General features: G+C 71.3%; 7 protein-coding genes and 2 pseudogenes. 2 read left to right on the top strand and 7 right to left on the bottom strand.

The annotated features are described in order from the left end of the window. Nucleotides 1-26: 26 nt before the first annotated feature. Nucleotides 27-1691, bottom strand: coding sequence for a murein biosynthesis integral membrane protein MurJ (murJ, locus tag N538_RS25545; protein WP_036570657.1), 1665 nt, complete (start codon nt 1689-1691; stop codon nt 27-29). After that, nucleotides 1688-3820 carry a DUF6049 family protein gene (locus tag N538_RS0114420; protein ID WP_155992110.1) on the bottom strand — a complete coding sequence of 711 codons (2133 nt, stop codon included), beginning with the start codon at nt 3818-3820 and terminating at the stop codon, nt 1688-1690. The genes murJ and N538_RS0114420 overlap by 4 nt, the downstream gene beginning before the upstream one ends. A gap of 100 nt (nt 3821-3920) precedes the next feature. Here N538_RS0114420 and N538_RS0114415 point away from each other — a divergent pair, with 100 nt between their 5' ends. Continuing rightward, nucleotides 3921-5339, top strand: coding sequence for a CCA tRNA nucleotidyltransferase (locus N538_RS0114415; protein WP_036570653.1), 1419 nt, complete (start codon nt 3921-3923; stop codon nt 5337-5339). Nucleotides 5340-5401: 62 nt separating this feature from the next. Here N538_RS0114415 and N538_RS0114410 read toward each other — a convergent pair whose 3' ends face one another. The 3 genes and pseudogenes from N538_RS0114410 to N538_RS29705 all read right to left on the bottom strand — a co-directional run. Then, nucleotides 5402-6403, bottom strand: coding sequence for a hypothetical protein (locus N538_RS0114410; protein WP_028637869.1), 1002 nt, complete (start codon nt 6401-6403; stop codon nt 5402-5404). 149 nt (nt 6404-6552) lie between these two features. Further along, nucleotides 6553-7188 (bottom strand): annotated as a pseudogene (locus tag N538_RS29710) (PKD domain-containing protein); the annotation flags it as partial. A gap of 909 nt (nt 7189-8097) precedes the next feature. Beyond that, nucleotides 8098-8814 (bottom strand): annotated as a pseudogene (locus tag N538_RS29705) (immune inhibitor A domain-containing protein); the annotation flags it as partial. Nucleotides 8815-10692: 1878 nt separating this feature from the next. Between N538_RS29705 and N538_RS0114400 the strand changes: the two are divergent. After that, nucleotides 10693-11922 (top strand): phospholipase D-like domain-containing protein, encoded by a 1230-nt coding sequence (locus N538_RS0114400; protein WP_028637867.1) that lies wholly within the window; start codon nt 10693-10695, stop codon nt 11920-11922. A gap of 65 nt (nt 11923-11987) precedes the next feature. Here the strand turns inward: N538_RS0114400 and N538_RS0114395 are convergent, their stop codons facing one another. Together N538_RS0114395 and N538_RS25540 are read right to left on the bottom strand one after the other, a co-directional pair. After that, on the bottom strand, nt 11988-13079 hold the full coding sequence (locus N538_RS0114395; RefSeq protein ID WP_028637866.1) for an inositol-3-phosphate synthase: 1092 nt from the start codon (nt 13077-13079) through the stop codon (nt 11988-11990). 27 nt (nt 13080-13106) lie between these two features. After that, nucleotides 13107-13733, bottom strand: a complete 627-nt coding sequence (locus N538_RS25540) for a PadR family transcriptional regulator (RefSeq protein WP_036570650.1) — start codon at nt 13731-13733, stop codon at nt 13107-13109. Nucleotides 13734-13737 lie beyond the last annotated feature (4 nt).

Genomic DNA, 13737 nt, shown 5'->3' with positions numbered 1-13737 from the left:
CCGGACAGGGCCCATCGTAAGGCGGGTCAGGGTCGGCGGAGCAGGGGGACACGGCTGGTGAGCGTGTCGACCACGGTCGTCACCTCGCGCAGCCGCAGCACGCGCGCCATCAGCACCAGCACCACGACGTCGACGGTGCCGACGAGGAGCACCCAGACGCCGGCCACGGCCCAGTTCGGATCGTCCTGCAGCCGGTGGAGGAGGTACGCCGCCAGCGCCGCGGCAGCGGTGGCGACCAGCACGGCGATCGCGAGCCGGGCCAGGAACCGCACCTGGGTCGGGGTGCGGAGGCCGCCGAGCCGGCGGCGGAGCACGGCGTACGAGACGACCGAGCCGACGAGGTACGACGCGGAGTAGGCGACCACCAGCGCGGGCGAGGTGTGCTCGGCGTCGACCGAGTGCACCAGCCAGACCGCGGCGACGATGTTGGTCGCGGCCACCGCGCACTGGATCCAGAACACGGTGCGGTTCAGCTCGAGGGCGTAGAAGCCGCGGAGCATCAGGTAGTGCACGGTGAAGAAGACCAGCCCCCCACCGAACAGCGCGAGCGACGCGGCGTACAGGCCGGTCGAGCTCGCGGCGGCGCCGTACCCCCAGATCACCCGGGCCAGGTCGGGCGCGATCACCGGCAGCAGCAGCGCGAACGGGATCACCACCGCGAGCGCGGTGCGCAGGGTGTCGGTGAGCGTGTGGACCAGGCCGTCGCGGTCGTCCGCGGCGGCGCGTGCCGACAGCCGCGGGAGGATCGCGGTCGCCAGCGAGACGGTCACCACCGAGTGCGGCACCATCATGATGAGGAACGTCGAGGAGTAGACCGTGTAGCCGGTGCCGTCGCCCGACGAGGCCGTGCCGCCGCCGGCCAGCCGGACCACGACCGTGTAGGCGACCTGGTTGACGATCACGAACAGCACCGTCCAGACACCCAGCCGGAGGGTGTGGGCGAGGCCCGTGTGCCGGAAGTCGAAGCGCGGCCGGTAGCGGTAGCCGGACGCGCGGAGGTACGGCACCAGCACCACGAACTGCGCGACGATGCCGGCGGTCGCCCCGAGCCCGAGCAGCAGCTCCTGCTGGTGGCTGAACGCGCCGAAGACCTCGCTGCCCTGCGCCGGCCCGAACACGAACAGGTAGACGACCAGCACGCCCACCGAGATGACGTTGTTCGCGATCGGCGCCCACATCATCGGGCCGAACCGGCCGCGGGCGTTCAGGATCTGCCCGACCAGCACGTACATGCCGTAGAAGAACACCTGCGGCAGGCAGAACCGCGCGAACGCGACGATCGACTCGCGCTGCCCGGCGAGCGCCGGCTCGTCGTACCTGCTGGACAGGAACAGGTCCATCACCCACGGAGCGGCCACGACCAGGAGCACCGTGACCGCGCCGAGGAAGAGACCGGCCAGCGTGATGATCCGGCTCGTGTACGCCGTACCCCCGTCGGGGTCGTGGCGCATGGACCGCACCAGCTGGGGGACGAGCACCGCGTTGACCACCCCGCCCGCGAGCAGGATGTAGAGCATGTTCGGGATCGTGTTCGCGATCGTGAAGAGGTCGGCGTGCAGCTTGGCGCCGAGCGCCGCGGCGAGCAGCGCGGACCGGACGAAGCCGCTCATCCGCGACACGATCGTGCCGGCGGCCATCACCGCACTGTTGGCGAGGACCCGCTGCTGCTCGGTCTGCTGCTCGTCGCTCATGCGCCCCTCGCCGCCCTGACCCGGCGGAAGAGCCGGACGACGATCGCACCGAAGAGCAGCGCGACGCCGGTGCCGAGGATCAGCCAGATCACGTTGCTCACCCGGTTGGACCGGATCGGGACGTCGTCGGACGAGCCGAGGGGTACGCCGTCGGTGTCGGTGAGCAGCAGCGTCACGTTCCGGATGCCGATCGCCGAGGAGGACGCGTTGAGGAGCACGGTCGTGCTCCGCTCGGGACCGAGGTCGATGGTCTCGCCCGGCACCGAGATCCGCAGCGGCGCGTCGGAGATGGCCTGGATCTTGACGCTGACGGGCTGGTCGAGCTTGTTGGTGACGGTGGCCGCGAACCGGCCGCTGCCGCTGGAGAGGATCACCGCCTTGGGCGCGTCCACCGTCACGGAGCGGAGCTTGCTCTCGATCCAGGTGCGGGACTGGTCGGCGGACGCGCGGGCGCTGTCCGGCCGCAGCCGGCTCGAGTACGAGAGGTCGGTCATCGCCTCGTCGCGGACCTCGGTGGCGACCTGGTCGTTGCGGGTCAAGAGGTTCTGGAGGGAGTCGCCGGCCTGCACGAGGTCGTCGGCGGCGGCGAACGACGCGGGGTCCAGCTCGAGCTTCGCCTGGTTCTCGGGGTAGTCGAGCCGGTCCGCGGGGACGTCGGTCCCCTCCCGCTGCATCGCGTCGGCGACCGTGGTGAGGTTCAGCCAGTCGACGTCGAGGCCCTCCCAGAAGCCGGACACCTCGTCCGGCGACCAGGTGGGCGGGAAGACCACGATCAGCGGCTTCCGCCCCGGGGTGAGCACCCGGATCGCGGCCTCGCTGAGGATGCGCTGCCGGACCGCGAGCGGCGCCAGCCGGTCGTCGGGACCGGGCCCGCCGGCCACCGCGCCGGACGACGTGACGCCGACCGTGTGGCCGGCGGCGTGCGCGACCGCGGGCGCGTGCGGGCCGAACATCCGGTCGGTGAGCAGCAGCGTCGCGGCCGACTCGACCGAGCGGATGCCGGCCGTGTCGAGGTACCCGGTGGGCGAGGACACGGCCGGCGTGGTGGGCAGGCCCCACGGCTGCAGGTCGCCGGCCGATCGCTTGCGCGCCTGCCGGTAGACCCGCCGGTCGTGGGCGGCCGACGCCGCGACGTCCACGTCGCCGTACGGCAGGCTCAGGATCTCGCCGCCCTGGAGGCCCTCGTGCAGGCGCTCCAGCCAGTCCGTCGCCGCGCCGGCGGCGGCTGCCGCGCTGGCGCTCAGGTCGCTGTCGTCACCCCCGGTGTCGCTCGACGGCGACGGGCTGGGCGACGGCGACCCGCTGGCGCCGCCCTCGTCCGGGGCCTCGCCCACGGTCGGTTCGAGGGAGCGACCGGGGTTGCCGGCGGCGAGCCGACGGGCGGCGTCGACGACCGACGGGTCGACCAGCCAGCTGACCGGGCGGGAGCCGGCGGCGACCCCCAGGTCGACGAGCGAGCGGAGCGAGCCACCCGGGGCCAGCTGCTCGTTCCAGCGGTCCAGGCTGCCGATCGACCCGTCCGGCGCGTGCGTGACCAGCCCGCGGACCGGGATGACGAGCGCGGTGTCGACGGACTTGTCGGTCGGCGGCACCAGCGGCAGGAAGGTGCGGGCCCGGCCGTCGGCGTTGGAGTCGCCGCCCTCGGCGTTGAAGCCCAGGGCGTGGGCGCCGAACCAGTAGACGCCCGGGCCGCCGGAGATGTGGCTGGCCAGCACCGCGTGCGAGACCTCGAGGGAGTACTGCCGGCTCTCACCGGGGGCCAGCTCGCCGATCGTGTCGTCGTAGCTGCCGGTGTCCAGGATCCGGTCGCCCACGGGCTGGCTCGGCCCGATCGCGGCGGCGTCGGCGAGCTCGGACGCCGTCGTCATCGGCGTGGCGGAGACGAACGCGTAGACGCTGATGTCGGTCCACGTCTCGTCGTCGCGGTTCGTGACCGTGCCGGTGACCGTGACCGGCCCCCGCTTCGGGATCACCGACGGCGCGAGGCTGTCGATGCTGACCGCGAGCGGCGTACGGACGGCCTCCTGCCGGGCCTGCCGGGGTGCCGAGGCCTCCGCGGTGCCCGTGCCGAAGCCGAGGAGGGTCGCCACCACCACGAGGGCAGGAAGCAGCGACACCGGGCGAAGCACGCCCGCGACTCTACTGGCCCGGCCTGTGCCGAATCGGCGGCCCACCCCGTCGCCACTAGACTGCTGGCCCGTGCCCGACGCCCCGCCTCCTCCGCCCCAGATGGCCGACGTCCAGCGCGCCGTCGCGGTCGAGCTGGACCGGATCGCGCCGGTCATCGACGACCTCGGCCGACGGTTCGCCGCCGCCGGTCACGAGCTGGCGCTGGTCGGCGGTCCGGTGCGCGACGCGATGCTCGGGCGGCAGCACAACGACCTCGACCTCGCGACCTCCGCGCGGCCCGACGAGACCGAGCGGCTGCTCAAGGGCTGGGCGGACGCGATCTGGGACATGGGGCGTGCGTTCGGCACCATCGGCTGCCGGCGCGGGCCGTGGCAGGTGGAGATCACGACCTACCGGTCCGAGGCGTACGACCCCTCCTCGCGCAAGCCGGAGGTCGACTTCGGCCACACGCTGGCCGGTGACCTCGGCCGCCGCGACTTCACGGTGAACGCGATGGCCGTGCTGGTGCCCGGTCGCGAGCTCGAGGACCCGTACGGCGGCGTGGTCGACCTCGCGAACCAGGTGCTCCGGACGCCGGGGCGACCGGAGGACTCCTTCTCCGACGACCCGCTGCGGATGATGCGGGCCGCGCGGTTCGCGGCGCAGCTCGGGTTCTCCGTCGACCCGCCCGTGGTGACGGCGATGACCGAGATGGCGGGGCGGATCGAGATCATCTCGGCCGAGCGGGTCCGCGACGAGCTGGTGAAGCTGGTCACCGCGCCGTACCCCCGGCTCGGGCTGGCGCTGCTGGTCGACACCGGGCTGGCCGAGCTGGTGCTGCCGGAGCTGCCCGCGCTGAAGCTCGAGCGAGACGAGCACCACCGGCACAAGGACGTCTACGAGCACACGCTCACGGTGCTGGAGCAGGCGATCGACCTCGAGTCGCGGCTGCCCGGTGGCGGCCCGGACTTCGTGGCGCGCTTCGCTGCCCTGATGCACGACGTCGGCAAGCCGCGCACCCGGCGGTTCCTCGACGACGGCACCGTGACCTTCCACCACCACGACGTGGTCGGCGCGAAGATGACGCGGAAGCGGATGAAGGCGCTGCGGTTCTCCAACGACGACACCGACGCGGTCAGCAAGCTGGTCGAGCTGCACCTGCGGTTCCACGGCTACGGCTCCGGTGAGTGGACCGACTCCGCCGTACGCCGCTACGTGCGGGACGCCGGGGACCAGCTCGAGCGGCTGCACATCCTCACGCGCGCCGACTCCACCACCCGGAACCGGCGCAAGGCCGAGCTGCTCCAGCGCACCTACGACGACCTCGAGGAGCGGATCGCGCGGCTGTCGGAGCAGGAGGAGCTCGCCTCGATCCGCCCGGACCTGGACGGCAACCAGATCATGTCGATCCTCGACATCGGTCCGGGGCGCGACGTCGGCGCGGCGTACTCCTTCCTGCTGGAGCTGCGGATGGACCACGGCCCGATGTCCGAGGAGGACGCCGCCGCTGCGCTGCTCGCCTGGTGGGCCGCGCGCTAGGTCATTCCCTGTCGAGTGACGCGAACTGGCTGTCATTCGGCCCGGATTCCAGCCATCTCGCGTCACTCGACGAGCCCGTCACGCCGGTCGAGGAGCTCGTCGAGGGTGGGTGAGGGAGCCGGGCCCAACGTCCAGAGCTGGGGCAGCCGCCCGGTGCGGGCCAACGCGTCCTCCATCCGTCCGACCACGCGGGCACTGGAGCGGAGGTCCCCGGCGACGACCTCGACGTACTCGAGGCCGACGCCGCGGATTGCGGCCTCCCGTTCGATGTCCGCTTCGTGCCGGTCGATGTCGCGGTGGTCGGCGCCGGCGTACTCGCCGACCACGCCGCGCTTCGCGTCGAGCAGGTCCGGTACGGCGACCAGGTGACCATGCCGGTCCAGGATCGACCGGTTGAGGAGCGGCCGGCCCCAGCCGGCGTCGTACTCCCAGATCATCCGGAACCGGTCCTCCTGGGGTGACCGACAGCCCTCGACCGCCATCTCGACGGCCTCGCGGACGACCCTGACGTCGCGGTACCAGCGCCGGGTGGCGGCGTACAACCGCATCCGCTTCACCGACGTCAGCCGCGCGGCGCACACCGCGCCGACGGCGACGGCCATCTCGCGCACGTGGCCGATCCGCCGCATCTCGTCGAACAGCGCGCGCTCGACGGTCGTGCACGGGACCCCGTGGAGCAGGACCACCTCGTCCGGCGGGACCGTGTACCTGAGCGCCGTGATGGCGTCGTCGGATCCGAGGCGTTCGCCGTTCGCCGCCACCTGCACCGGCAGCCGGGTGCGACCGTCGCGAGCCAGGCCGTCGAAGAAGCCGGCGCCGTGCAGCCGCAGGGCCGCGGCGCCGGTGATGACCGCGCGGTCCCCGACCCGGGCGTGCGCCTCCACGATCCGCTGCTCGAAGCTGTGCCCGGCGGTCGCGGCCACCACGAGCCCGGGACCGACGGACTGCCACGCCGGCCCGCGAGCCTGTCCTCGGGTCGGGCCGGTCCGTCCGGCGGGATCGATGCGGACCGGGCGCACCAAGGTCGGGACGGGCGGCGCGACGGGATCCCAGCGGTGCGGCATGCGGAGCCGATGCCCGGGTCCGGTTGTGGAGGAAACCGGGGTCCCGCGGGCCTGTGGATTCCCCGTCGAGTGACGCGAACTGGCTGTGATCGGGGCAGATTCACAGCCAGTTCACGTCACTCGACGGTCTACGCGCAGCGGAGGGCCCGCTAGAAGCGGAAGGACTTCAGGTAGGCGTGTCCCTTCGTCACGACCAGCTTGACCCGGTGCGGGCCGGAGCCGAGGCCGGTGAGCTTCCGGTGGACGAACGCCGGCTTCCTGGATGCGCCGCGGAAGCGGAAGGTCGTGACCTCGGTGCCGTCGACCAGCAGCTTGGCGCGGCCGCCGCCGGTCGCCTTGCCGAAGAGGACGTCCAGGGCACCGCCGACGCTGGTGAGCGTCATGGTGTCGCGACCCTTGCCCGTGCCGAGGTTGTCGCAGTAGCGGCCGCCCGGTGCCGAGGGCGACCGGACGTTGCGCCAGCTGCCGGTCCGCGTGACCTGCTTGGAGCCGCACTGCACGACCGTCTGCTTCGGTGGCGGGCCCTGGGTGACGACCACCCGGACGGCGTCGGTGTCGGTCGCGCCGGACGGGTCGGTGACGAGCAGCGTCACGTCGTACGTGCCGGCCCGGGAGAAGGCGTGCCTCACGACCTCGCCGGTGGCGTCCTTGGTGGAGCCGCCGTCGCCGAAGTCCCAGCTGTAGTCGAGGTCGTCCGGCGTCTCGGCGTCACGGCTGCCGCTGCCGGTGAACGTCACCTGCTGGCCGGTGCCGGCCGTCGACCGGTCGGCCGCCGCGTGGGCGACCGGCGCGGTGTTCGCGGGCGCGACCACGGGCGCGTAGCCGTAGTCGAAGTCGCCGCAGCCGTCGCTCATCGTGAACCGCACCGAGCCGGTGAGGTCGCCGTTCGACGTCGCCGGGCCGTTGGCGTTGCCGGTCATCGACAGCACCTTGAAGGCCAGGCAGTCGTAGCCGAACTCCCAGTTCCCGGACGCCGACGACGGGTCGGTGTAGTTGTCGACGTGGGGGGCCGACCTCGCGTCCGAGTACGACGACCTGGCGGCCGCCGCCGTGAACGCGGCGTCGTTCAGGTCCGGGGTGTCGTTGCCGGGCTCGGGCGTCGAGTCGAGAGGCGACTGGGCCGGCGGGTCGTCGGTGCCGGCGTTGCCGTACCCGTGCGCCTCGTCGGTGTAGGAGAGGTAGAGGCCGGGCTCGAAGCCGATCGGGTCGCGGTCGATCTGGCCGTGCCCGTCGAGGTCGAAGCCGGAGCGGTCCCGCATCTCCAGGTAGTAGGCGTGGTCGAAGCTCGCCTGCTCACCGGCTGCGACGTACTGCCAGCCCTTGGTGCAGTCGCCGCCCGGGTTGTCGGCCTGGCAGCCGCCGTTGAAGATCCGCGGGTCGTTCGGCCCGCCGTCCTTCTCGAGGTCGGTCTGCAGCAGCACCTGCTGGCCGCTCGGCGTGGTCGCGGTGACCTTCAGGTCGTCGATGAACCAGCCCGGCCGCGCGACGCCCGGGTCCGTCGAGTAGCTGAACCGCAGCACCGGGGTGGCCGCGCCGACCAGGTCGGAGATGTCGAAGGTGTCGGCCAGGAACTCCGACGCCGGGTAGTTGCCGGTCGTCCGGTCCAGCTGGACGGTGACCGGGTCGGTGTAGGACCCGCTCGAGCCGGTGATGCCGTTGCCGTACGCCGACTGGCAGGCGTTCTGGTTCGGGTTGGACGTACCGGCCGTGGTCGTCGGGGTGCTGCGCTCCGAGGCGTGCGACGCGAACGTCTTGCCGCCGTCCTTCGACGTCAGCACGAACCCGTAGTCGAAGTCCCACTCGGTGTCGAACATCGACTTCAGGTCGAGCTGGAGCGTCGAACCGGCCGGCAGGTCCTTGATGCCGGGGATCGCGACGTCGAGGTTGTGCCCGCCGCCGTCGGTCGCACAGCCGAAGTCGTTGCCCGACCCGGAGTACCACGCGTGGGACTTGCTCGCCTTGTCACCGGTGTCGAACTTGGCGGGATCGAGCAGCTGGCGGCCGGGCAGCTTCGCGACGTACATCTCGGAGTTGTGCACGGTGCCGTCGCGCCCGTTCACCAGGGTGTACGGCGTGCCGTCCTTGGTCCGCCAGCGGATCTCGCCGGTGTCCTCCTTGGAGTCGGTCCAGTCGTTGACCGTCTGCGTGCCCGGGCCGAGCACCCGCGGGACGACCCAGCCGAGCTCCTGGCGCGAGTACGCGTCCATGTCCTGCGACTTGTCGGTGGCCATCAGGTTCCAGTCGCCGTACGTCTCACGGCTGCCCAGGGAGTAGAAGTCGGGCAGGCCGAGGGAGTGGCCGTACTCGTGCGAGATCACGCTCGCCTTGTCGATCGCCGTCTCGGGGTTGAGGTTGTAGGGCCCGACGCGGACGAAGACCTTGAGCGCATCGCCCTTGTCGGTGGTCGTCATGTCCTTGTAGGTGTCGTCGGCCCACCACAGCGGCCTGCCCTCGAGGTCCTTGAGCTGGTCGTCGGTGACGAAGCCGGGCAGGCCGGTCGTCGGGTCGCTGTAGGTGTACTCGAGCGAGGAGCTGTGCGGCCAGATGTTGTCGTAGGGCAGCGCGTCCTGCGGGTCGCTGGTGCACGCGCCCAGCTGGGAGGCGCCGTTGCCGCCGCAGCCGGCGAACACGGCCATGAAGAAGTCGACCACGCCGTCCTTGTCGGTGTCATAGTCGGAGTAGTCGATCTCCGGGTCGGCGAGCGCCGCGGCGTCGGCCACGACCTTGCCGGTCGGCCCGCAGCCGCTGTCGATCTGCATCAGCGCGGCCACGCCGGTCAGGGACCCGACGACCGCCGAGCCCGCGCCGTCGGACCCGTAGTAGCCGGTGGTGCCGGGCAGGTTGTAGACGCCGTTGGTGATCCGCTCCGGGTACGCCGGAGTGCCCGCCAGCTGGGGCAGGTCGCCGTACGTCAGGCCGCCGACGCACGTCGACACCGTGGTCGGGTCGGTCTTCGTGAACGGGAAGCCGGGCGCGTAGTCGAAGCCGGCGGTCGCGATCCCGGCCGACGGCACGTTGCCGTCGGGGAACAGCTGGCCCAGCGACATCTCCTGGTACAGGTTGTACGTCGACCCGGGCCTGGCCGGTGAATCGATGACCTCTTCGAGCTGCTCGCCGGTGTGGTCGGCGAGGTAGGAGCGGTCGGTGTACTCGACGGGGATGACCGGGAACGGCCGATCGCCGTACCGCGCGGTGTCGTAGGCCTCGCCCGGCGGGATCACCTTGGGGCCGTGGGAGCTGACGGTCTGGCTGGTGCCGGGCGCGGTGAGCCGCGCGGTGGTGGAGAGGTCGCGCCACACGACCGTCGGCTCCGCGGCGACCGTGTCGGCGCGGCTCTGCAGCACGAGCGTGAGGGTGCCCGGGGAGGTGCCGCTCGCGGCGGGCACCGGCGGCAGCGTCCAGGTGACCGACCGCGGCGAGACCGGGTGCGTGCCCGGGCCGCTGGCGTCGACGAACGAGGTGCCCTCCGGCGCGGTCACCGTGACCGAGGCGCCGGTGACCGGCAGGGCGGCCGGGTTCCGCACGATGATCCGCGACGGGTACGTCTCGCCCGGCTTCACCCAGCCGACCGAGGACACGAAGCTGTCCTCGACCTGGAGGTCGTCGCTCGAGGCCTGCACCGCGACGTCGCCCGCCCCCGCGTCCGCGACCCGGCGGTCGGCGTACTCCGCGTCGAGGGCGCGTACGGCGAGGTGCGTGGCCTCGCCGGTGCGCGGCAGCGCGCTGGTGACCTTGCCCGGGACGGTCGTCGCGAACGAGCCGTCGCCGGCGGCGGTGACCTCCTGCGTGGCGAGGACCTGTCCGCTCGCGTCGGTGACCGCGAGCGTGAAGCTCGCGGGCACGCCCTTCTCCGCGGCGGTGACGACGGTCCCGGAGACCGGGAACTGGGCCCCGCGCACGATCGTCGCAGCCTGGCCGTCGAAGGCGACGGACAGCGCGGGTGCCGCCGGGACCCGCGGCGCGGCGGTGGCCGGGAGGGTCAGGGTCGTGAACCCGGTGGCGAGGCAGGCGGCCAGTGCGGTGGTGACCGCGGCGGCACGCCGCAGGGAGTGCTTGCTCATGGGCGGACGCAATCTCGGGATGGGTCGCGGGTGGCGACGCGGTGCCACCCCAACGACGGGTCGGTCGAGCGGGTTACGACCGGCGTACCCGTGTCCCGCAGCAGCCAGACCGCGTCCCGGGACCGGTCTGGACCGCAGGGATGCCGCAGCCCCGACGTTTCTCCCACCGGCGCCGCCGTCGCGCGCCTACGATCCAGGAGTCGTGCGGGTGCAGGCAGGGGGAATCGGGTGCTCAAGCGTGTTGCGGTGGTCGTGCTGGCGGTCGTTCTCGGGTGCCTGTCGACGGGTCCGGTGGCCGCGGCGACGTCGTTCACGCCACGCCCCGGACCCACGTGGAACAACCCCCGGGGCGACTACACGGCGCGCAACGTCAACATGGCCAAGGTGCGGAACACGATCGACAGCGTGCCGCGCAACGGCGTGATCAGGATCGCGGTCTACTCCTACAACCGCCGCGACATCGGTGACGCCCTGATCCGCGCGTGCCGACGGCACGTGTCGGTCCAGCTGGTGCTGAACGACAACGCGATCGGCGCCGAGGCCAACCGCATGATCCGGTACCTCGGCCGGGACACGCGCCCGAGGTTCCGGGACCGGTGTCACCCGAGGAAGTACGGCCCGAGGCGCAAGCCGTACCCGGTGCCGAGCTTCTTCAAGGTCTGCCAGGGCGCCTGCCGGCTGGGCAGCGAGCGGTCGAACCAGCACAGCAAGTTCTACCTGTTCTCCGCGACCGGCAACGGGAAGCCGGTCGTCATGTTCGGCTCGAACAACCTCATGAGCTTCGCCGCCGACGTGCACTGGAACGACCTCTACACGGTGCTCGGCAACCAGAAGATGTTCGACGACTTCAGCACGATCTTCGCGCAGATGGCGCAGGACCGGTGGCGGAAGCATCCCTACGTGGCGGTCCAGGACGGCCAGTACGCCGTCGAGTTCGGATCGGACCCACACGCCACCGGGTCCAGGGACCACGTCCACCAGCGCCTCGACCGGGTGGGCTGCCGAGCCCCGGCCGGGTACGGCGACCACGGTCACACCACGATCCGGATCATGATGTACGGCTGGGTGGGTGCGCGCGGCCTGATGCTCGCGCGCAAGGTCGCGGCGCTCTCGCGGGCCGGGTGCCGGGTCCTGGTGCTGGTCAGCGGTGCCGGGCGCAGGGTGCACGCCGTGCTGCACAGGTCCGGCGTCGCCATCCGGAGGTCCGCACTCGACCTCGACGACGACCCCCTCACGGGCTTCGACGACACGGGCTGGGAGGTCTTCTCCCACGAGAAGTGGATGTCGCTGTCCGGGACCTGGGCCGGGCACCCGTTCAAGGGGGTGTGGACCGGTTCGGAGAACTGGTCCAACGTCTCGCGGTTCAACGACGAGGTCACCGTGCGGGTCCCGTTCGCCTCGGCGCTCGTGGCGTACAGCCGCCACTTCCAGACCATCTGGGCGCACTACAGCCAGTGAACGACGCCGCCCCGCCGGGACGGGGTCCTGGCGGGGCGGTGTGCGGTGCTCTGTGGTGCTGTGGATCAGTGGCTGACGTCGCCCTTGATGAACGCCTCGACGCGAGCGCGGCCCTCGTCGTCCGGCAGCTGCACCGGCGGGGACTTCATCAGGTACGACGACGCGGAGATGAGCGGGCCGCCGATGCCGCGGTCCTTCGCGATCTTCGCGGCGCGGATCGCGTCGATGATGATGCCGGCGGAGTTCGGGGAGTCCCAGACCTCGAGCTTGTACTCGAGGTTCAGCGGGACGTCGCCGAACGCGCGACCCTCGAGGCGCACGTAGGCCCACTTGCGGTCGTCGAGCCACGCGACGTAGTCCGACGGACCGATGTGCACGTTGCGGTCGTACTTCTTGCCGGCCAGCTCGCCGGTGAGGTTCGAGGTGACGGCCTGGGTCTTGGAGACCTTCTTGGACTCCAGGCGCTCGCGCTCGAGCATGTTCTTGAAGTCCATGTTGCCGCCGACGTTGAGCTGGTAGGTGCGGTCCAGCGTGACGCCGCGGTCCTCGAACAGCTTCGCCATCACGCGGTGGGTGATGGTCGCGCCGACCTGGGACTTGATGTCGTCGCCCACGATCGGGACGCCCGCGTCCTCGAACTTCTTGGCCCACACGGGGTCCGAGGCGATGAAGACGGGGAGCGCGTTCACGAACGCCACGCCGGCGTCGATCGCGCACTGCGCGTAGAACTTGTCGGCCTCCTCGGAGCCCACCGGGAGGTAGGAGACGAGCACGTCGGCCTGGGTGTCCTTGAGGACCTGGACGATGTCGACCGGCTCGGCCGCCGACTCCTCGATGGTCTCGCGGTAGTACTTGCCGAGGCCGTCGAGGGTGTGGCCGCGCTGCACCTCGATGCCGAGGGTGGGGACGTCGCAGATCTTGATCGTGTTGTTCTCGGAGGCGTTGATCGCCTCGGAGAGGTCCTTGCCGACCTTCTTGTCGTCGACGTCGAACGCCGCGACGAACTCCACGTCGGCGACGTGGTACTCGCCGAACGTCACGTGCATCAGACCCGGGACGGAGCCCGCGGGGTCGGCGTCCTCGTAGTAGTGCACGCCCTGGATCAGGGAGGTGGCGCAGTTGCCAACCCCCACGATTGCCACTCGAACCGAACCCATCGGGGATTCCTTCCTTGTCACTTCACGTCACTTCACTTCTGAGGTGGCCTGCTGGCCGTTGCTGGTGGTGTCGGCACCGGGGTCCGTGATCGCGGAGGTGTCGACACGGTTCTGCTCTCCGCTGCGCTCGGCGTTGATGAGGTCCGAGAGCCACCGCACCTCACGCTCGACCGACTCGACGCCGTGGCGCTGGAGCTCCATGGCGTACCTGTCGACCTCCTTCTGGGTCATCGACAGCTGGCTCTGCACCCGCTCGAGGCGCTCCTGGAGGCGGGTCCGACGACCCTCGAGGACCCGCAGGCGGATCTCCATGTCGGTGCGGCTGAAGAATGCGAACCGGATGTCGAAGTTGTCGTCCTCCCACGCCGTGGGACCGACCTCCATCATCAGGCGCTCGAACTCGTCCTGCCCGGCCTCGGTGAGCTGGTAGACGATCCGCGGCCGCCGGGTCACGGGGGTGACCGTGGTGGCCGCCTCCTCGATCAGGTTGCCGCGGAGCATCTTCTTCAAGGTGGGATAGAGCGACCCGTAGGAGAGCACGCGACCCCATCCGAGCATGAGGTTCAGCCTCTTGCGGAGCTCGTAGCCGTGCATGGGTCCCTCGTGCAGCAGTCCGAGGACTGCCAGCTCGATGGTCTCTGCCCGACGTGCCATGCGA

It is taken from the genome of Nocardioides sp. URHA0032 (genome assembly GCF_000620645.1).
GTDB lineage: Bacteria > Actinomycetota > Actinomycetes > Propionibacteriales > Nocardioidaceae > Nocardioides.
This window is presented reverse-complemented; position numbering and strand designations above follow the sequence as displayed.